The 20,613-nt window shown below is 70.5% G+C and carries 15 protein-coding genes; 9 read left to right on the top strand and 6 right to left on the bottom strand.

Annotated features, from left to right (window positions below):
• The first annotated feature begins 153 nt into the window (after window positions 1-153).
• From OV208_RS04085 to OV208_RS04070, 4 genes are all read left to right on the top strand, one after another.
• Window positions 154-597, top strand: a complete 444-nt coding sequence (locus tag OV208_RS04085; RefSeq protein WP_267572471.1) for a hypothetical protein — start codon at window positions 154-156, stop codon at window positions 595-597.
• A 21-nt stretch (window positions 598-618) separates the two neighbouring features.
• A complete protein-coding gene (locus tag OV208_RS04080; protein WP_267572470.1) occupies window positions 619-2,367 on the top strand; it encodes a hypothetical protein in 1,749 nt (582 codons plus the stop codon).
• 230 nt (window positions 2,368-2,597) lie between these two features.
• Window positions 2,598-3,023: a hypothetical protein gene (locus tag OV208_RS04075; RefSeq protein ID WP_267572469.1), complete on the top strand. Its 426-nt coding sequence runs from the start codon at window positions 2,598-2,600 to the stop codon at window positions 3,021-3,023.
• 16 nt (window positions 3,024-3,039) lie between these two features.
• Window positions 3,040-4,071 carry a hypothetical protein gene (locus OV208_RS04070; RefSeq protein ID WP_267572468.1) on the top strand — a complete coding sequence of 344 codons (1,032 nt, stop codon included), beginning with the start codon at window positions 3,040-3,042 and terminating at the stop codon, window positions 4,069-4,071.
• Window positions 4,072-4,074: 3 nt separating this feature from the next.
• Here OV208_RS04070 and OV208_RS04065 read toward each other — a convergent pair whose 3' ends face one another.
• Window positions 4,075-6,660, bottom strand: a complete 2,586-nt coding sequence (locus OV208_RS04065; protein WP_267572467.1) for a GAF domain-containing protein — start codon at window positions 6,658-6,660, stop codon at window positions 4,075-4,077.
• A 330-nt stretch (window positions 6,661-6,990) separates the two neighbouring features.
• On the opposite strand from OV208_RS04065, the gene OV208_RS04060 reads away from it, so the two are divergent.
• Complete coding sequence (locus tag OV208_RS04060) at window positions 6,991-8,838, top strand: potassium transporter Kup (protein ID WP_267572813.1); 1,848 nt, start codon at window positions 6,991-6,993, stop codon at window positions 8,836-8,838.
• Window positions 8,839-9,257: 419 nt separating this feature from the next.
• A complete protein-coding gene (locus OV208_RS04055) occupies window positions 9,258-10,271 on the top strand; it encodes a hypothetical protein (RefSeq protein ID WP_267572466.1) in 1,014 nt (337 codons plus the stop codon).
• Between the two features lie 51 nt (window positions 10,272-10,322).
• On the opposite strand, the gene OV208_RS04050 is transcribed toward OV208_RS04055, so the two are convergent.
• Window positions 10,323-10,904, bottom strand: coding sequence for a DUF2378 family protein (locus OV208_RS04050; protein ID WP_267572465.1), 582 nt, complete (start codon window positions 10,902-10,904; stop codon window positions 10,323-10,325).
• A 204-nt stretch (window positions 10,905-11,108) separates the two neighbouring features.
• Window positions 11,109-11,846 carry a metallophosphoesterase gene (locus OV208_RS04045; RefSeq protein WP_267572464.1) on the bottom strand — a complete coding sequence of 246 codons (738 nt, stop codon included), beginning with the start codon at window positions 11,844-11,846 and terminating at the stop codon, window positions 11,109-11,111.
• Window positions 11,847-12,287: 441 nt separating this feature from the next.
• Here OV208_RS04045 and OV208_RS04040 point away from each other — a divergent pair, with 441 nt between their 5' ends.
• Together OV208_RS04040 and OV208_RS04035 are read left to right on the top strand one after the other, a co-directional pair.
• The gene (locus OV208_RS04040; protein ID WP_267572463.1) at window positions 12,288-13,904 is read left to right on the top strand and encodes an N-acetylmuramoyl-L-alanine amidase; all 1,617 of its coding nucleotides are present in this window, start codon (window positions 12,288-12,290) and stop codon (window positions 13,902-13,904) included.
• A 67-nt stretch (window positions 13,905-13,971) separates the two neighbouring features.
• On the top strand, window positions 13,972-15,033 hold the full coding sequence (locus tag OV208_RS04035; protein ID WP_267572462.1) for a TolB family protein: 1,062 nt from the start codon (window positions 13,972-13,974) through the stop codon (window positions 15,031-15,033).
• On the opposite strand, the gene OV208_RS04030 is transcribed toward OV208_RS04035, so the two are convergent.
• The 3 genes from OV208_RS04030 to OV208_RS04020 form a co-directional block, all read right to left on the bottom strand.
• Entirely contained in the window at window positions 15,030-17,024 is a 1,995-nt protein-coding gene (locus OV208_RS04030) for a PAS domain-containing sensor histidine kinase (RefSeq protein WP_267572461.1), read from the bottom strand. The genes OV208_RS04035 and OV208_RS04030 overlap by 4 nt on opposite strands.
• Window positions 17,025-17,259: 235 nt before the next feature.
• On the bottom strand, window positions 17,260-18,102 hold the full coding sequence (locus tag OV208_RS04025) for a carboxypeptidase regulatory-like domain-containing protein (RefSeq protein WP_267572460.1): 843 nt from the start codon (window positions 18,100-18,102) through the stop codon (window positions 17,260-17,262).
• A gap of 260 nt (window positions 18,103-18,362) precedes the next feature.
• A complete protein-coding gene (locus OV208_RS04020) occupies window positions 18,363-19,379 on the bottom strand; it encodes a hypothetical protein (RefSeq protein WP_267572459.1) in 1,017 nt (338 codons plus the stop codon).
• Window positions 19,380-19,589: 210 nt separating this feature from the next.
• Here OV208_RS04020 and OV208_RS04015 point away from each other — a divergent pair, with 210 nt between their 5' ends.
• Window positions 19,590-20,588 carry a hypothetical protein gene (locus OV208_RS04015; protein WP_267572458.1) on the top strand — a complete coding sequence of 333 codons (999 nt, stop codon included), beginning with the start codon at window positions 19,590-19,592 and terminating at the stop codon, window positions 20,586-20,588.
• Window positions 20,589-20,613 lie beyond the last annotated feature (25 nt).

Genomic DNA, 20,613 nt, shown 5'->3' with positions numbered 1-20,613 from the left:
TTGTCGGGGAATGATGACGTGGGCCCCACGTGGGCCGGGAGGACGGTGTCCATGAAACGCCAGGGTCAATCATTGCGTCGGGGGGCTGTGGTCCTGGGGGTGCTCGCGGGCCTGGGAGGGGCCGTGGCCGCGGAGCCTCGGGAGGCGATTTCGGTGCGCCTTCCTCGGGCGAGCTATGACCTGCTCATGACGGAGGACAACGTCACGGGGCAGGCGTTCCAGCTGTCCCGGATGCCGGGAGCGCTGCGCGGTCGGGTGGGGGAGACCCCGGTGTCGTTGCAGCTGAAGGACCAGCAGGTGAAGGGCAACATCGGCACGTCCGTGGCGAACCTGGAGGTGAAGAAGGAAGGCGAGGTGGTGAAGGCCAAGGGAGGCTTCGGAGGTCGCCCCGTCACGCTGACGCTGTCGCCGCAGGAGTTGACGGTGTACGTGAACGACTGCACGTACCGGCTGAAGGCGACGGAGCAGAGGAAGGTCTACGAAGGCCGGCGCAGTTGTGACGGCTCCCTGATGCCGCCCTCGGTCGTATCATTGCCGGACACGTTCCTCGTGGCCTCGCCCGAGGAGCAGGTGTCCCTGCTGCTCCTGGCGCTGTAGTTCCCGTAGGGTCGGGAGGCGATGAGGCTTCCCGCAGGGGTGGTGGCGAGGTCCTGGTACCGGATGCCGCCGGTGCTGGGGCTGTCGTGGGTGTTCGGGCTGTGGGCGTGCGCGAGCGAGGGTGCCTTCGACGGAGACGTGGTCGCGGAACCTGTCGGACAGTCGGACAGGTTTCTGGGAGATGACACCCCGGGCGAGCGCGCGGGCCTGGGGTTCACGTCGGAAGGACTGTTGGAGCGTGCCGGCCCCGTGGGCGATGAGCGCGCCCGGCGGGCCGAAGCGGACCGGGTGGTGCGCGAGCTCTGGGCGGTCGCGGGTGAGCGTGGCGTTCCGGGCGAGGCGTGGACCTTCGACTACCAGTCGCATGGCGGCGCGCTGACGCTGCTGTCCTTCCGCCGCACGGCGGTGGGACGGGAGTCGGGCGCGTCCGGGGATTGGAATGGGTTCGCCCGGGAGCTGACGCGGAGTCTGTCCACGCTGGTGGGCACGAAGAGCCGGCGCCTGCGCTTCACGCTGGAGCGGGGCCCGGAGCGCTGGCGCTTCAGCCTGGAGGCGGTGTCAGGACGGATGGCCGAGCAGGCGCGGACGGTGCCGGAGTCCCTGCCCGGAATGGCCCAGCCCCTGCTGTCCGATGCGTTGGCGGTGACCCGGCAACTGCTGCCCGTCCCGGGAGTTCCGAGGGAGGGGAGGGTGCGTCAGCAGGCGCGGCTCCACTTCGAGGGCATGCGCCTGCTCCAGGAGGGCGAACCGGGGGTATTCGAGGTCCAGGAGGGGTTGGGGCGCCAGGAGGTTCCCGCGAGCGGAGATTCACGCATGCCGTTGGTCCAGGCGGTGCTGCCCTTCGGGCACGCGGTGGGGCGCCGCACGGTGGAAGTGGAGCTGGAAGGGCGGCACGTGCGCGGCGAGGCCGGGGCACGGTGGCGGGTGGTGGCGGCGAAGACGCTGGAGCCCCCGGCGCCACCGGAGGCGATGGAGGACATCGCGAAGGAGTATCGGGCGATGCACGAGGACATCCTGCGCCACTGGCGGCAGGAGGTTCGGGATGACGTACGGCTCGCGGGGGCGTGGTCCTTCGAGCAGCTCGCGTACTGGTACGTGGGGGGATTCATCGCGAGGGGCACGCTCGGGATGTTCGAAGCCGTGGCGCCCACGGTGGTGGCGGTGCTGGGGAGGGGCGGGGCGAAGGCGGCGCAGTGGTTCCGCACGGTGTTGATCCGCACGCCGCCTGGAGAGCGCGAAGCCCTTGAGCGCATCTGGATGAAGGCGGAGGCGGAGGGCGTGGCCGCGCTCGGAGCGGGGGAGAAGGCAGAACTCCAGCGCATCCTCTCCCTCCTGGAGGACTCACTTCATCAGCCACTCGATCGACAGGCGAAGAAGCGGCTGCGGCAATGGGCACGGCGTGAGTACTTCGAAACCGTGAACCCCCGGCTGGCCAGGGAGTTGGGGCCACTGCGGATGGAGAACTACGAAATCCACCACCGCATCCCCCTGGAATATTCGCGGCTGTTTCCTCGCATGGACATCAACCAGGGAGCGAACCTGATCGCCGTCGAACGAACGGTCCACAGGAGCATCAACCGGATCTGGGAGTCCGTGGGACCGCATGCCCAGCGATTGAACAGCAAGCAGGTCGAAGAACTCACTCGGACGATCGATCAGCATTACGGTTCATGGTTCCATCGTGTCCATGTCCCGGCGGAATCCGCTTCAAGGCTCGTGACAGCGGAGCAGAATGCGCTTCGCGCGGTGAAGACGTTGCTGGAGCGATGAAGGGAGCGCGGATGGAGTCATCACTCAAGGGCCTCGAGCGACTGATGGCGTCATGTCGCGAATATGGGCTGCCGTTGCGAGAGGGCCTTCCCGCGTCGCAGGACTGGACGTCCCGGGAGCTGTTTTCGGGACAGCCCGTGGACCCCTTGCTCGCGGCCGTCTTCAGGCGGATGGGCGGTGCGAGGATGGCGGAAGTCGCACTGCACGGACCTGAAGGTGAGAACGGGCTCGTGGCCACCAACGTGATGCTCCGGGAGCGGGGAGAAGCCCCTTTCCCGTCGTGTCTTGTGTTCGGGCAGGTTCCGAGTCTGGCCTACCGGTTCGCGCTCGTGCCCGGGCTCGCGGATGCACTGGGGCTGCAACCCGTGGTCTTCATCGATGACCACATCGACAAGGAAGTCCTTCCGGTCGCATCGAATCTCGACCGATTCTTCGACACCTATGCGCGCGGCATCGAACGCTTCGCTAGCGGAAGAACTCTTGCGGCGGACGAATGGATCGACCTGGACTTTCCGCGCTTCACGCCCGAACTCGTCGCGCAGGACCGACCCCTCGTGGACATGATGCGTGCGGGTCGCTTCGACGGGCTCGTGACCCGGGACGAGGAGAGTCAGCGGTGGATGCAGCAGGTGCTCGCGGCGAGCCCCAGCCGATGAACCCCAGGGGCCCCCGGTGAATCCGCGCACCCTCTGCATCCTCATCGCCCTGCTCGCGGGTGTGTTCGCGGTGGGCACGGCGGTGTGGCTCGCGTGGCCGGGGCCGGACCTCACCTCCCAGGCCGACCTGCTCGAACGGCCCGTCCATCTGGACCTGGAAGACAGCGACGCACCGGACGACGATGCCTCCGCCGGGGCCCTTCCTCCCGGCATCGTCGTCCTGAGCAACGGCGTCCAGCTCCCCTTCGAAGTCCCCTCCAACTGCCGCGCGGACACCCAGGCTTCACTCTCCTGTACGGACCTCTGCGACGCGGACGACGCGTGTCCCCCAGGCAGGGTGTGCGCGCGCAACCGGGACTACGGCTTCCGCGAATGTCGCTTGCTGCGCAGCTTCTGCGACGACACGTCCGAGTGCACCTCCGCGGAGACCTGCCACCCCGTGGACACCTCCGCATCCGGTCTGAGCCTCCGCCGCTGCACCCGCCTGGGCCTGCGCGGTGCCGGAGAGAAATGCTCGCCCTCCGGTCCGGAGCCGGAGGACACCTGCGTCCCGGGACTGCACTGCGTCCAGGAGCGCTGCGGCACGCCGTGTGACGTGCACGCCTCCGGCACCTGCACCCTCGGGACGGAGTGCGCGGCGAATCCCTTCCGCGTCCTGGGCGCCTGCATCCCCAGCTGCCGCGACCGTCCCTGCGCCCAGGGCCAGCGCTGCGACAAGGGCTACGAAGGCGAAGTGCCCGTCTGCCAGCCCTTCGTGGGACAGGCCTGCCAGGACGACGCGCCCTGCGCCGCCAACCAGGACTGCCTGCGCGGCTTCGCGGAGCCCAGCCTCGAAACCCAGGCCTTCGAATGCCGCACGCGCTGTTCGCAAGAAGCCCCCTGCGCCCGGGGCCTCACCTGCGACGCGGCCAGCGGCTACTGCGTCCAGGCCTGCGCCCAGGATGCGGACTGCGCCGCCCCCGAACGCTGCCACGTCCTGCACCCCCGGTCCCCCGAGCGCGGCTGTGGCGTCATCGCCGAGGGCCTCCCCACCATCCTCCGCCGTTGACGCTCAGCCGCGCGGCAGGTCCACGCGGAACGTGGAGCCTTCGCCCAGGACGCTGTCCACCTCGATGAAGCCGCCCATCGCCTCGACAATCTGGCGGGCGATCCACAGGCCCAGCCCGAAGCCGCCGTAGTTGCGCTCGGACACCGCGCGCTCGAAGCGGTGGAACAGGCGCGGCAGGTGCTCCCTCGCGATGCCGATGCCGCCGTCCTTCACCCGCAGCCGCGCCCTGCCTTCGGCCACCTCCAAATCCACGCGCACCGGGTTGCCCCGCCCGTACTTCAGCGCGTTGGACATCAGGTTCGTGAGCACCTGATCCAACCGCAGCCGGTCCCACTGCCCCCGCACCTCCGGCGCCAGGGACAATTCCAGCGGCGTGCCCGAGCGCGCGAACTCCGGCTCGAAGCGCTCCGCCACCTCCCGCACCAGCGCGCCCAGCTCCAGCGGCACCAGCACCAGCTCCAGCTTCCCCGCGCTCAGGCGCGACACGTCCAACAGGTCGTTCACCAGCAGCGTCTGCCGCTTCACCTGCCGGTCCACCCGCTCCAGGCCCCGCCGCAGGCGCTCCGGGTCGAACTGCGCCCCCGAACGCGCAAGCCCCGCCATCAGGCTCTGCACCTGGAGCACCAGCGCGCTGATGGGCGTCTTCAGCTCATGGCTCGCGATGGACAGGAACTCCTCGCGCAGCCGGATGGCCTGCCGAGCGTCCCGGTAGAGGCTCGCGTTGTCCAACGCCAGCGCCGCCCGCCGCGCCAGCTCCTGCGCCAGCGACAGGTCCTGCGCGTCGTACGCCCGCTTCGACGTGACGAACGTCAGCGCCCCCAGCGTGTGCCCCCGCACCTGCAAGGGCACACACAGGTACGCGAACGTCCCGCCCGCGCAAGCGCTCGTCGGGTCCGCGTCCGACAGCCCCGAGCGCGTCTCCGGCCGCCCCGACTGGATGACCCGCGTCACCACCACCAGCCCCGGAGGCGGCACCTCGGAGACCTCGCCTCCGCCCGCCGTGGCCACGCACCGCACCGCGCCGGATTCGTCCTCCAGGAACACGCCGCACGTCTCCGCGTACGCGGGCACCGCCAGGTGCGCCACGCGCTCCAGCGTCTCCTCCTCCTCCAGGCTCCCCGCCAGCACCCCGCCGGCCTCCGCGAGGAAGCGCTGCGCCGCCTCGCCCCGCTGACGCTCGGTGATGTCCACCATCATGGTCAGGCACTGCGGCGGCCCGTTCGCCGGGTACACCCGGCCCGTCCACACCGCCATCTGCACCGCGCTGCCGTCCCGCCTGCGCCCCGCCAGGGGGGCGCCGTCCAGCACCGTGCCCCGCGTGGCCCGCTCCAGGCTGTGCCGGAACGCGTCCCAGTGCTCCGGCGGCACCGCCGGCAACACCTTCCCCATCACCTCCTCCGCCGTCCACCCCAGCATCCGCTCCGCGGCCGGATTCCACAGCCGCACCGTGCCGTCCGGATCCAACAGCATGATGGCCGCGGGGCTCGCCTGGATGATGGCCTCCAGCGTCTGGTGCGCCTCGCGCAGCGCCGCCCGCGCCCGCTGCTCCCCCTCCAGGAGCCGAGCGCGCGACAGCGCCTGCGCCGCGTGGTGAGCCACCAACTGGAGGAAGGCCCGCTCGTCCTCGTCGAACCCGTGCGGCATGCTGAACGCGAACACCAGCGCCCCCAGCGCGCGGCCGTCCACCACCAGGGGCAGACACGCCGACGACAGGGCGGGCTTGCGCATTCCCTCCAGCGCGTCCCCCCGCTCCAGCCACACGGGCCGCAACTCCCGCAGACAGCGGGCCGCGGGCGCCTCTTCGGTGAGGGGCACCCGCCGCAGCCGCTCCTCCGCGTCCGGGGTGCAGCCCGCGCAGCGCAGCAGGGTGACGCGCGCCGTGTCCGGGTCCACCAGCCACAGGCCCCCGCCCGTCGCGTCCGCCACCGCCAGCCCCTGCTCCAGCACCACCTCCGCCACGCGCGTGGCGGTGAGCGCCTCCGACAGCTCCGCGGTGACGTGCTGCAGCCGCGCGAGCCGCCCCGCCGCCACCTCCGCCGCCTGACGGGCCTGCCGCTCCGCCGCGTACGCCCGCGCCACGTCCAGCGCCATGGCCGCCCGGTCCGCCAGCTCCTGGAGCAACAGCTGTTCCCCAGGGTCGAACGGTTCGCTGTCCCTGGGCTCCGGCGCGTCCCGCCACACCGTCAGCGTCCCCATCGCCTGCCCGCGCGCCCGCAGGGGCAGCACCAGCACCGCCTCCACCCCCTGCGCCTGGCCCGTGTCCAGCACCTCCGCCGCCACGCCCTCGTCCGCGCGCATCCGCTGGGAGATGAGCGCCTGGAAGCGCGCCCGCGACTCCGGCGCGGAAGACGCCGACGCCACCGTGCGCAGCCACAGTCCATCCTCCGAGAGCAGCCGCAGCGCGCACGCGGTCCCCAGGAGCGGCACCACCAGCCCGCACAGCCGCTCCATCACCGCGGGGGGCTCCAGCGATGCATCCGCCAACACCCTCGAGGCCTCGGCCAGAAGCGCCAGCCGCTCCTCGATCTCCGGAGCATGCGCCCCGAAATGCCGCGCCTCGCCCAGCCTGCTGGTCGCCACCATCGTCATGCCATCCCCCCGCTGCCTCTCCATGGAAACACAGCAGCCCCCGGCACGCACTGCGTCCCAGGTCCCGCCATCCCCGCTTTCGCGGATGCAGGACACCCAAACCCCGGGACCGTTGGTGGAATGCACGCGCCTCGTTCCCGGGAGCGGCGCCCCGGGGGGCAGGGGGCCTGGGTGCCCACATGGGAGCACCTGGGAGCGGTTGGAAAGCAAAGGAGGGAGGTGGCCACGGTTGCGGCGGCCCGGGGTTCGGCTAAAGCGGGGGCCGTGAACGCACCCTCGGACTCAACGGCCCCCTCTTCGGAGGGGCCGGAATCCCCCAAACGCATCGCGATGCTGGCGCTGGGCGCGCTGGGCATCGTCTACGGAGACATCGGAACCAGCCCGCTGTACGCGCTGCGCGAGTGCTTCTCCGGTGTGCACGGCGTCACCCCGACGCCGGCCAACGTGCTGGGCGTGCTGTCGCTCATCGTCTGGGCGCTCATCATCGTCGTGTCGGTGAAGTACCTCATCTTCGTGATGCGCGCGGACAACCGGGGCGAGGGCGGCATCCTGGCGCTGATGGCCCTGGCCATGCAGCGCCCCCGGGGCCAGTCGCACCGAGCGCGGCCCATGCTCATCACCCTGGGCCTGTTCGGCGCGGCGCTCATCTACGGCGACGGGGTCATCACCCCGGCCATCTCCGTGCTGAGCGCGGTGGAGGGCCTGAGCGTGGCCACGCCCGTCTTCGAGCCGTACGTGATTCCCATCTCGCTCGTCATCCTGGCGCTGCTGTTCCTGGTGCAGCGCAAGGGGACGGGCGGCATCGGTTCGGTGTTCGGGCCGCTCATGTGCGTGTGGTTCCTGGTGCTGGCGGTGCTGGGCGTGAAGGAGCTCGTCCACAACCCCGCGGTGCTCTGGTCGCTGTCGCCCGTGCACGCCGTGACCTTCTTCATGGACAACGGGTGGCACGGCTTCCTGGTGCTGGGCGCCGTCATCCTGGTGGTGACGGGCGGCGAGGCGCTCTACGCGGACATGGGCCACTTCGGCGCGGGCCCCATCCGGCGCGCCTGGTTCCTGCTGGTGCTGCCGTCGCTGGTGCTCAACTACCTGGGGCAGGGCGCGCTGCTGCTGCGCCACGCGGAGGCCGCCCGTAACCCCTTCTTCCTCCTGGCCCCTGACTGGGCGCTGTACCCGCTGGTGGCCCTGTCCACCGCCGCCGCGGTGATTGCGTCGCAGGCCCTCATCTCCGGCTCCTTCTCCACCACCCGGCAGGCGATGCAGCTGGGCTACTGCCCGCGCATGGAGGTGGTGCACACGTCCGCGGAGGAGATGGGGCAGATCTACCTGCCCGGCATCAACGGCGCGCTGCTGGTGGGCGTCATCACACTGGTGCTGGGCTTCGGCTCCTCCAGCCGGCTGGCGGCCGCGTACGGCATCGCGGTGACGACGACCATGGGCATCACCACGATGCTCGCGTACGTGGTGGCCCGCGAGCGCTGGGGCGTCCGCCGCGCCGTGGCGCTGCCCATCGCGGGGCTGTTCATGCTGGTGGACCTGGCCTTCTTCGGCGCCAACGCGGCGAAGATCGCCGACGGCGGCTGGTTCCCGCTGCTGCTCGCCGTGTGCGTCTTCACCCTGATGACCACGTGGAAGCGGGGGCGCGACATCCTCTCGGCCAAGCTGCGCGCGGCGAGCATCAGCCTCAAGGACCTGCTGGACAGCTTCGGGGACCACCCGCCGGTGCGCGTGCCCGGCACCGCCATCTTCATGACGGGCAACCCGGAAGGCACCCCCCCGGCGCTCCTGCACAACCTGAAGCACAACAAGGTGCTGCACGAGCAGGTGGTGCTGCTCACCATCATCTCCGAGGAGATTCCCCACGTGGTGGGCGCGGAGCGCGTGGAGGTGGAGCCCCTGGAGCAGGGCTTCGTGCGCGTCATCGCCCGCTACGGCTTCATGGAGAACCCCAGCATCCCGGACATCCTCAAGCGCTGCCGGGAGAAGGGCCTCCAGTTCCAGCTCATGGGCACCAGCTTCTTCCTGGGCCGCGAAACCCTCATCCCCACCAAGAAGCGCGCCATGGCCGGCTGGCGCGAGGCCCTCTTCTCCTGGATGAGCCGCAACGCCCGCAGCGCCACCGCCTACTTCCGGATTCCCCCCAACCGCGTGGTGGAGCTGGGAAGCCAGGTGGAGCTGTAATCCGGCACCGGGGGCCTTCCCGGCCTCCGGCGCCTGACGCACCCGGACTTCACCCCGTGAATAGAAAATGTTTCGGCATTCACGCGGTGTCTTGGTTGCTGGAGGGCCCAGTCCGCTGTACAAGCCCCCGGAATCACTCAAAAAACGCCTGTAACCCCGGGGTCGGATTGACCCTTCAGTGGATGACACTGTTCGTCATCAGGGGGTTTACGTCGCGCTACAGGTGCTCCATCTTGGCCGCCCGGCGTCCGTGAATTCCGGTTCGGATAAAAAAATACGGTAGGGCAGCAACACTTTCGCCGATCAATCGAGAATCTTTTCGCGGGGCAGAAATAATCCTGTCCCGACGTACGAGAACTTGGTTACCCTGCGGCCAGGTGTCCCCCGACACCCGGCGTCTGAAACGAGGTCAGCCTTCCATGCTCCAGGCCATCGCCCCCGCCTCCATGTCCTCCTCGGTTTCCGCCGTGAAGTCCGTCATGCCGTGGACGGACCGGCCGCTGATGCCTCTGTCGGAGGCGGCGCCGTACACGGTGCTGAGCGCGCAGGAGCTGTACCCGCGAATCTGCGTGCGTGATCCGTACTTCGCGCTCAAGGACGTGACGGTGCTGCCGGGTGAGGTGGTGGCTCGGGTGCCGGTGCAGATGGACCCCGACGCGCAGGCGATGCCGATTGGCCTGGGCGAGGCGGGCCGTCACCTGGCCATCCTGGGCTCCTGCGCCTCCGCGCTGGTGGCGCCCAAGGACGGGCAGCACTTCTATCTGGCGAGCGCCGCGCGCGGTCAGTGGCTGGCGCCCCAGGCGCAGGAGCGCACCTCGGACCTGCTGTGGGCCCTGGCGCAGGCGGAGTACACGGGCAAGCGCACCTGCACGGCGCGCACGCTGCTCTCCGCGTCGGACGGCACGCCGCTGTTCCGGCTGGAGGTGGACTACAACGTGCTGTCCGCCGCCGCCTTCACCCGCCTGTTCGGTCAGGCGAAGCTGGAGATGCGCGCCGCGCCCCGTCCCGCGGACAACGTGCAGCGCACGCCGGAAGAGTGGGCGAAGCTGCGGTCCAACCCCTACAGCAAGCCGCTGGAGCTGACGGACTGGCGGACGGAGGGGGACGCGCTGCAGTCGTCGCTGGTCGTCACCCCGGAGCTGTGCAAGGGCCACTTCGCGATGCACCCGGTGATGCCGGTGGCCGTCGTCGCGGGCGGCATGACGCGCATGGCGACCACGCTGGGCCGCGCGCTGGAGAAGAGCGAGACCGCCCGCTTCGTGGCGAAGGACGTGAAGCTGGCCGCGGACAGCCTGGCCTATTCGGGCCAGACGGTGGTGTTCGGGTCCCAACGCACGAAGGTGCGCGGCGCGGACCACACGTTCGCGTGCACCGCGTCCGTGGGTGAGCGCGTCGTCGCGCAGCTGGATGTGACCTTCACCCGCGTCGACTGAAGTTCAGGCGACGCGGTGCGGGGAGCGACGGGTTCGGGAGGACCGAGGCCCTCAGCTCCACTGGATGTCGTAGTCCACGCGGTCCAGGCCCTGCTGCTTCGCGGTGACGCTGCCCGTGAGCCCCAGGACCTTGAGCGAACCGGTGAGGATGCCCACGTGGTACGCGGGCGGCATCATGTCCCGGCGCATGCGCAGGGTGCCGGACTTGGTCCCCGTGGTGAGGTACTCGCGGTTGCCGTAGGACACCGCCGCGCTGTACGCCATCTGCGCGCCAGCGAAGAGCTTCTGCGGGTCTCCGCGGGAGATGATGCCGAAGATGAGCATCCCCGGTCCGGTGGAGTAGCGCGTGATGCTCACCTCGCCGCACGCCTGGAACACGGCCTCGGCGGAACCCAGTTGGCCCTCCAGCAGGTCGGCCACGGTGTAGAGCAGGGTGAGCAGCTCCCGCGCCGGATACGAGCGCAGCTCCGCGTAGTCGTGGTCCAGCTCCCCCACGCGAACCTTCTCCATCCCGTTCGCGCCCGCGTGCTGCTGCACCAGGCTGAACACGGATTTGAAGATGAGCCCTCGGACGGAATCCCCCGACTGAAGGATGGCGATCCTGGCGGCGAGCTCGGTCTTGTCCGACGGCATGACTTCCAACTCCTTGCTTCCCGGTAGTGAGGAAGCCAACCCCAGCTTAACGGGACACTCCCGTCTGTCGACAAAGCACACGCAACGCTCCGCCCATCCGGTGGGATTCCCAGGCACAACGCCCCGTGTCGGGCTCCCGGGCCAACGTGGTGGGTCGGGTGCATCCCAGCCCGCCGAGCGCGGGGAGGGGACGCCCCCACTTCGTCACTGTTCGTCGAGCAGCAGGGGCGTGAAGCCGGCGGCGTCGCACGAGGCGAGCACGTACTTCACGCCGCCCCGCTCCCCGGTGAAGCCCGCGCTGATGCCGCTCGCGTGCAGGTGGCCGTAGACGCAGACCTTGGGCGCGAACGCTTCGATGGGGGCGCTGAACGCGGTGGTCCGCTCGTTGGCGTACACCGGCGGGAAGTGCACGGCGACGATGCGCGTGAGCGGTGTGCGACTGGCCTGCTCCTTCTTGTGCGCATCCTCCATCGACGCGGTGAGCCTTCGCGTCTCGCGCTCCACGTAGCCCGCGTCGGACGGCTCGTCGCCCATCTCCCCGCCGGGCATGGGCGGCGCTTCCGGCGCGGTCCACAGCCGCGTGCCGGCGATGACCCACGGGCCCATCACCACCGCGCTGTTGTGGAGGAAGCCCTCCAGCGTGCGGAACGGCTCCAGCAACTTGCGCAGCTTGGACGCGGAGTCGCCCCACCAGTAGTCGTGGTTGCCGCGCACCAGCACCTTGCGCCCGGGCCGCGCGTCCAGCCACGCCAGGTCGTCCATCACCTCATGCGCCCGCGTGGCCCAGGAGATGTCGCCCGCGACGATGACCACGTCCTCCGGCCGCACCCGTTCGTCCCACGCGCGTTGCAGCGGGAGCGGATGGTCCGTCCAACCGAAGCGGTGCATGTCCTTCTGCCGCGTGGAGGGCAGGTGCGTGTCGCCAATGCCGAAGAGCCGCATGATGCTGGCGTCATAGCGGATGGCCCGGCCCCGTGTTGGCCCTTCGCACCCGCTCGTACCTCCCCGCCCCTGGGGCCGATCGCCCTCGCGGTCCGCCCATGTCCGAAATCCCGCCTGATACAGGAAAAGATGTAACAAAACGTTACGTCAAAGATGTCCTGAAAAACGTCAGTGCGACAGGCATGCACCATCCTCGCCGCAATCCGTATCCTTGGGTCCTGGGATGTAGGCAATTCCATGATTTCAGGTGTTTGGAAACAAGGGGTGTCGGAGGGGGTTCGCGAGGGTGGTGCATGGATGTACCGATCACGGAAGAAAACTGGACGAAGGTGACGGGCTGGACGGGGCTGGCACGCATGGTGCTGTAGAAAGGACGTGGGCCTCTCCCGTGGAAATGCGGGGGCGGGCCATGGAGTCCTCCCCCGACTTTGGAGTTCCCTCATGTCAACGTTCCGCAATCCGTTCGCGGCGGCCGCCGCCGCCCTGGTGCTGTCCGCGTGTGGTCCCCAGGCGCAGCAGCCCACGGAGCCCGCCCCCTCCGAGACCGAGACCCCGTCGCAGCCGACGGACACGACCGGCAGCGCGACGCCGCGTGAGCTGGATCCGCTGTTCGCGCAGGCCGCGCAGGAGTTCAACGTCCCGGCGGAGCTGCTCAAGGCGGTTTCCTACACGGAGACGCGCTGGCAGATGGTGCGCGGCACGGAGGAGTTCCCGGGCCAGCAGCCCGCGTTCGGCCTGATGGCCCTGCGCGGCGCGGACCTGGAGCAGGGCGCGGCGCTGGCCGGTGTGTCGGCGGACGCGGTGCGCACGGACGCGTCGGCGAACATCCGCGCGGGCGCGGCGCTGCTCTCCCAGTTCGCCACCGAGGCGAAGGTGGAGCGCGGGGACCTGGGCGCGTGGGCGTCGGTGGTCGCGCGGCTGAGCGGCATCAGCAACGCGGACGCGCAGGCGGAGCACGTGCACAAGGGCGTGTACGCGGTCATCAACGAGGGCGCGGTGGCGCTCAACACGGACGGCTCGGTGGCCGCCACGCTGGAGCCCGTGCAGGTGGAGGCGAAGTTCGCGCGTCCCCAGGTCCGCGCGATGGCGGCGGGGCCGAACTACCCGGCGTCCATCTGGCGTCCGTCGCCCAGCAGCAACTACGGCGCGCGCGCGTCGGGTTCGACGGGCGACCCGTCGATGATCATCATCCACACGTGTGAAGGCGCCTACTCCTCGTGCTGGAGCTGGCTCACCAACAGCGCGTCGGGCGTGAGCGCGCACTACGTGGTGAACGAGAGCGGCAGCGAAGTGTCCCAGCTGGTGAACGAGGCCAACCGCGCCTTCCACATCGGCGCGACGTACGACTGCACGCTCAACAGCAGCAAGGAGTGCTGGCTCAACGGCACGCAGTCCAACCACTTCACCATCGGCATCGAGCACGGCGGGTTCGCCAGCGGGACGTTCACGTCGGGCCTCATCGAGACGTCCGCGAAGCTGTCGTGCGACATCGCGCGTGACAACGCCATCCTGATGGACAGCTACCACATCGTGGCGCACGGCAAGCTGCAGCCGGCGACGCGCACGGACCCGGGTCCCAACTGGCCGTGGGCGTCCTACCTCAGCAAGATCAACGGCTACTGCGGCACGGCGCCGTCCGCTGACATCATCATCGACAGCAACACCGCCAACAACGACGCCTCCAAGGCGCGCTTCGAGCTGACGGGCGCGTGGACCGCGGGCAGCAGCGCCGGCTACTACGGCAGCGGCTACTACTTCGCGAACACGGAGGCCGTCTCCGCGCCGGCGACGTTCTGGTTCTACCTGCCCACCGCGCAGACGCGCACGGTGGACGCCTGGTGGGTGGAGGGCACGAACCGCGCCTCCGCCGCGGCGTTCATCTCCTTCAACGCGGCTGGCACCAACCTGGGCACGGCGACCGTGAACCAGCAGGCCAACGGCGGCAAGTGGGTGCAACTGGGCTCGTACAGCTTCACCGCTGGCTGGAACAAGGTGCAGCTGAGCCGCTGGACGACGGCGGGCTCGGTGGTCATCGCCGACGCCGTCCGGGTGCGCTGAAGTGAAGGCACGGGGCCTTGAACGGAAGGCGCGTTTGGGGCCCCACCGGGCACGGACGTGGTGCGCCGTGCTCGGGTTGCTGGGTGCCGTGGGGTGCGAGGGCCGCTGTGGCGGCGCTTCCACCCCGGTCCCTGGCACCCCGTCACAGCTGTCGGACGCGGAGCGGCGGGCCCTGCCGGGCACCATCGTCTTCCTCTCCGAACGGGCGGGACAGAAGGACGTCTGGCGGGTGACGCCTGACGGGAAGGAGACGCAGGTCACCTCCGCGCCGGAGGATGAATACCCCGGCCCGCCGTCGCCGGACGGCAAGCAACTGCTGGTGGTGGCGTCGGGCGAGGCGAACGGGCGCGTGTTCCAGCAACTGCGCGTGCAGCCCCTGGACGGCGGCGCGACGGTGGCGCTGCATCCGCCCCGGACCCGCGCGCGCAACGCGAGCTGGGGCCCGGACGGCACGTGGCTGGTGACGGAGTCGGACGCGCAGGGCTTCAGCGACGTGGTGCGCGCGCTGCCCACCGCGAACGCCGTGGACACGCAGCTGACGCACGTGAAGCAGGGCTGCTTCGAACCGTCGGTGTCTCCGGACGGCACGCAGGTGGCGTGCGTATGCAGCGGCGACGGGGACCCGGAGGTCTACGTCTACCGCGCGGACGGCACGGGCGAGCCTCGCCGCATCACCACGTTCTACATGGAGGACCGCTCACCGCAGTGGAGCCCGGATGGCCAGTGGCTCCTGTTCGTGAGCAACCGCGAGCGCCGGGAGCGGATGTACCTGGTGCGGCCGGATGGCTCCGACCTGCGCGCGCTGTCGGGTGAAGGCTACGCGGGCGACGAGCGCGAGGCCGCGTTCAGCCCGGACAGCCAGCGCGTGGCGTACGTGGCGCGGTCTCCGGACGGCAAGAGCCGCCTCTGGCTGGCGAAGGTGGCGGGTGGGGCGCCGGTGGCGCTCACGGACGGCACCCACCGCGACGACATGCCGGCGTGGAGTCCGGACGGCAAGGCGCTGGTGTTCGTCTCCGAGCGCGATGGCGACACCGACCTGTACCTGATGCGCGCGGACGGCACGGGCCAGACGCGGCTGACCACCGCGAAGGGCGCGGACTGGCTGCCCCGCTGGTTCGTGTCCCGCTAGCCGGCGCGTTGCCTCACGGTTTCGGTCTCATTGGCTTCGGTCTCACTGGCTTCGGGCTCCGCGGCGGCCTCCAGCGGCACGCTGAAGAAGAAGGTGGCGCCCTGGTCCGGTTCGCTCTCCACCCAGATGTGGCCGCCGTGGGCCTCCACGATGAGCCGGCTGATGTAGAGCCCCAGGCCCAGCCCCTTGCCGTCCGCGGAGCGTCCGTCCTCGGTGCGGTAGTACTTGTCGAACAGGCGCGCGGCGTCTTGGGCGGCCAGGCCCGCGCCCAGGTTGCTCACCGACACCACGGCCTGGTCGTGCACGGCGGAGAGGCGCACGTCCACCGGCGTGCCCTTGGGGCTGTACTTGATGGCGTTGGTCAGGAGGTTGGTCACCACGCGCTCCAGCCGCGCGGCGTCCATGGGGACGGGGGGAATGGAGGTCCCCAGGTGCAGCCGGAAGCGCTCGCGCGCGTCGGGGGCCACGTCGCGCTCCAGCACCTCTTCCAGGAAGCGGCCCAGGTCGCGCGGTGCGCGGCGCAGCGTCACGCTGCCGGACTCCAGGCGTGAGCCCTCCAGCAGCTCTTCAATCATCGTGTTCATCCACTCCACGTTGTGGATGATGGCCTGGGCCATGTGGCCTTCGCGCTCCAGCTTCCGCTCGTGCAGCGCGCGCTGGAGCAGGTGGGCGCGCAGGTTGATGGTGTGCAGGGGGTTGCGCAGGTCGTGGGAGATGAGGCCCACGTACTCCTCGCGCAGCTTCTCCAGGTCGCGGCGTTCGGTGACGTCGCGCAGGATGGCGATGGTCGTGGCGTCGTCCTCGCCCTCCAGCGGGGACAGCCGCACTTCCAACGGCACGCAGGTGCCGTCCTGGCGCCGGCCGGACACCATCCGCCCGCCTCCGGTGGGGCGCGGCGTGGCGCTGGGGTTGGATGGTCCGTGGAGCCCTTCGGGCACCAGCAGCTCCACGCTCCGGTCCAGCAGGGCTTCGCGCCGGTAGCCGAACACGCGCTCCGCCTCCGCGTTGGCGAAGCGCACCCGGCCGGTGGCGTCCAACACGACCATCGGGTCGGGCGCGGTGTCCAGGAAGGTGCGGAATCGCACCTCGGAGGCCTCCAGCGCGGTGGTGGCCCGCCTGCGTTCGGTGTCCAGCAGGTCCAGCGCGCGCGCCGCCATCAGCACCAGCGTGGCGCCGCCAGCGGCCACCACGGTGGCGAAGAGGGGGAACTTCGCGTCGTGGCCGAGCGCGCCCGACAGGTGCAGCACCACCAGCGTCAGCCCCAGCACCGGTGGCCCCAGCAGCGTCACCGGCACCAGCCGCCGCGCCAAGAAGCCGCCCAGCGTGTCCTGCGTGAGCCGCGCCATCAGCCCCAGATCCGGGCGCGCGCACAGCGTACCCACCGCCAGGAGGATGAGCATGCAGGTGGTGTGCAGCCCCATGCTGCGCTCCTGGAAGAACGGCACGGCGGCGGGCGTCACCAGCGGGCCCAGCAGGAAGCCGTTGAGGCCCATCAGCGCCGCCATCAACGCCAGCGCCACCAGCGCGTCCGACCACGACAGCCGCTGGGGCGCGCCCTTGTCCAACAGCGCCAGCGCCGGGCCCAGCAGCAGCAGGCACAGCGACGTCAGGGGCGAGGGCTTGATGCCGGGGGACGCGAAGCCGTCTGCTCCGAAGAGGCGCAGCAACAGCGCATCCAGTCCTCCGGTGCCGCCGGTGATGAAGCTGTCCAGGAGGCTCGCCGCGCCCAGGACGGCGGTGGCCCAGGCCAGCACGGTGCCCAACTGGCGATGCTTCGCGCTCGCGTGGCACCTCAGGCGCGTGCCGAGCGCGCCGCCCGCGAACATCAAGCCGAGCGCGGCGCTGGGGCGCATCGCCGGCAGCGCGGCGCCCATGGACTTGAGCACCATGACGTCCAGTGCCCACCCCACCAGCACCAACAGGCCCACCAGGCAGGCTGCGGCCGCGGAACTGCGCGCAAGGGCACGGACCAACGCCGTGCTTCGTGGCATGGATCGGCCGCTCATTGTCCGCGTCCCCCCTGGAACGCCAGCATCGCACCTGCCCGAACATCACGCCTTCAGGGGTGCTCCGGCAATACGACGCCAGGGCCGCCGCATGTCCGCCGAAGGCAGGGATATCCGACCTGTCGGGGTGAGATGCGACAACGGGCGGACACCGCGCGGCGGTGGAAGTCCGGCCCGACCTCCCTCGAAGAAGGCCCGCCACGGGGCCGTCGAGGGTGGGTCATGGCGCGTAGCGTCCAGGGTACACGGTGAGGACCACGCCCAGGCCGGGGCCGACGTCCACGTTGCGCGCGACGTAGGCGTCCTGTCCTTCCACGGACACCTTGAAGGACTCAACGACGCCCGCGGAGTGCACGTAGAGGAACAGTCCGTGGGACGCGGTGCCCGCCTGGCTCACGGAGGCGAGGTCCTCGGACGGGTAGTAGAGCCGGTCCGAAAGGTCGCTCCGGTCGAGCGCCACGCGCACGCCGCTGACGGGCTGGCCGTTCAGGTCCACCACGCGGCCGAGCACGAAGCCCGCGGTGGCCAATGTGGCCGCCGGGTCGCCGGTGTGGCCCGCGAGGCGGGGCGCTCCCACGGCGGCGCCCAACTGGTCGACGAAGGCGATGGGCAGGGCCCACGCCCGCGCGTCGATGATGTCCGTTCGTGGACGGGTGCCGGTGAAGGCGGTGTCGTAGACGAGCGTGGTGCTGCGCACGAGGCCGTCGTGCGCGAGGCCCATCCCCAGCCCCTGGTGGATGTCGCGCACGGGCACGTCGGTGACGCGGAACGAGCCGTCCTCGGACACCTCGCCGGTGGCGAAGGTGGCGGCCGCGTCGTTGACGGCCACGCGCAGGGGCTCCTCGACCGTCAGCGCCATCCCGGCCAGCGAAGGCGCGTCCGCGCGCATGGCCTCCGGGAACACTGCGGCCTGTCCGCTCACGAGGATGCGAAGGTTCTCCAAGTCCACGGCCTCGGCGTCCTCGGTCCGCACGCCGGGGTCCGGTGTGAAGCCGCCGTCGCCACAGGCCATCGCCATCAGCCCGAGCACGGCACCACCCGCCGCCCGAATTAGTTGTCTCATCGCGCCGCAACATCTTCACGGTCCGTCGCGATCGCAATCCGTTCCCGGGCTCCGTCCGTCCCCTGCAGGACGCCCCGGTGCGCGCGAGGGAGGGATGCCTGGGACGGCGAGGCTTCCGGATGTTGAAAACACGTCGGCACCGGGAGCCTGCCTTCCGCCAGTGACGGAAGGCCGCGCCCGGTGCCGGGGTCCTGCATGGGATGCGGAGGAGCGCACGGAGCGCCTGGCCGCGCGCTCCGCTCTGGGTGTTGGAGCCGGAGCTACTTGCCCGTGTTCCAGCCGCCACCGCTGCTTCCGCTGCTGCTGCCACTGCTCCGTCCGCTGCTGCCACTGCTCCGTCCGCTGCTGCCACTGCTGCCGCCGCTGCTGCTGCCACTGCTCCCGCTGCTGCTTCGGCCGCTGCTGCCGGGGCTGCCCCAGCCGCCACCGCTGCTCCCACTGCTGCCGCCGCTGTTGCTCCGGCCACTGCCGCTGTTGCCGCTGCCGCTGTTGCTGCTCCCGCTGTTGCTGCTCCCGCTGTTGCTGCTCCCGCTGTTGCTGCTCCCGGGGCTGCTCCAGCCGCCACCGCTGCTGCCGCTGCTACGGGGGCTGTCGTTGTCCTTGTCGTCGTCGCGGCTCTTGTTGCTGTTGCCGGGGCTGCTCCAGCCGCTGCCCTTGTTGTCGTCGTCGTTGTCACGCCGGCTGTTCGCGGCGGGAGCGGCGTTGTTGCGGCCCCAGCCACTGTTGGAGGAACCACTGGGCGGACGGGCGCCGGTGCCGGTGCCGCCCGGGGGGCCGCGGCGGCCTACGTTGGAGTTGCCGTTGTACGGAGCCGGCTGACGCGACGGGCCGCTGTTGTAGCGGATGTTCCCGGCGGAGGCCGCGTGGGTCCGGTCCCAGCGGTAGCCGCGGGTGCCGCGGTCATACGAGTACCCACCGCCCCAGGAGCCCTGCGGGTAGAAGTCGTGCGAGTGGCGCCCGTGGAAGCTGCAGTAGGCGCCGTTCGGGATGGGGTGGTAGTCCCAGTACCAGACCAGCGTCGGGCCCCGGTAGTAGTAGACGTCGTCCGTGTAGACGTAGGACGCCTGGGGCGGCTGGTAGTCGTGGACGTGGCCGTAGTCCTCCGGGCACCACCCGCTGCCGTAGTCGTCGGGGACGGGGTGCGCGCCAGCGAAGCGGTACTGCGCCACGGGAGCGACGTAGGCCGCGCGGACGGGGCGGTGGTAGTGGCCGTCCACGACACATCCGGTTCCCATCAGCAGGGCGAAGGGGACGACCAGGGCGAGCAAGCGGTTCATGAAGAGTCTCCTGGCGCGGAAGTGGACCCCCAAAGCGTCCCGCTCCGCAACCTCTGTGCCTTCATGACGGCCGGTGGCGCTTTTAATTCATCCGGTGGGCCTGCCTGCCAGGAGGGCCCCCGCTGATATGACGCACCGGGCGCGGGCTCCCCGGAGGCCTTGGATGCCCCAGGGCCCGGGGATTGGGGCCCGCGCCTGGGAGATACACGGATGTCGGACATGGATTTCGGACGGGGGACGGGGGCGTCCTGCGCGCTGCACCCCGAACAGGTCGCCACGGGCACCTGCGCGCGGTGCGGCAACTTCATGTGCGGCACGTGCAGCGAGGGCGGAAGCTCCCCGCGCTGCCCCACGTGTCGGGCGCGCTTCGGCGCGGAGTTCCCCCTGAACCGGGACAACTGGAGCATCGGCGGGCTGTGGGAGGTGTGCTGGCCGGCCTTCCAGCGCGAATGGGGCATGTTGTCGCTGGGGGTGTTGATCACCATCGGCGTGTCCTTTGGCGCGCAACTGCTGGTGACCCTGGGCCAGGGCATCGGCAGCGCGCTGGACAGCACCGCGCTGGCCGTCCTGCTGAGCCTCGTGGGCTTCGCGGCGCAGGTGGTGGTGCAGGGGCTGGTGCAGCTGGGCCTCTTGCGCATGTGCTTCGACGTGCTGCAAGGCGGGCGCGCGGACGTGGCGCGCCTCTTCAGCCAGATGCACAAGGTGGGGCCCTACGTGCTCACGATGCTCGTCACCTTCGCCATCATCGTGGTGCCGCTGCTCATCCTGGGCGGCCTGGGGTTCCTGGTGGCCATGGGCGCGGGCTTCGCGGATGCCATGCCGTGGAACACGGGCGCGGACTTGTCGCCCGCCGAGCGCTGGGACTCCGTGGCGCCCGTGCTGGCGGTGATGGGCGGGGTCGCGGCGGTGCTGCTCATCCCGTTCGTCTACGTGGCGCTCCCGCTGTACTTCATCCAGCCGGAGCTCGCGTACGAGGACGTGCCGCCGGGGCCCCTGCAGGTGTTGCGGCGCTGCTGGGAGTGCGCCCGGGGCCAGCGCCTGGCCATGGTGGGCATGGGCTTCATCGTGGGCTGCATCGCCCTCGCGGGCGTCGTCGCGTGCTGCGTGGGCCTGATTCCCGCCTCGGCGCTGGCCCAGTTGCTCATCGCGGGCATGTACCTGGCGCTGCGCCCCCGTTCGGACGAGGTCGCGGGCCCGCTGCCGGGCTGAAGTCCTCCGGCGCCTTCCCGCGTGC

The sequence above is a fragment of the Corallococcus sp. bb12-1 genome, from assembly GCF_026626765.1.
GTDB lineage: Bacteria > Myxococcota > Myxococcia > Myxococcales > Myxococcaceae > Corallococcus > Corallococcus terminator.
This window is presented reverse-complemented; position numbering and strand designations above follow the sequence as displayed.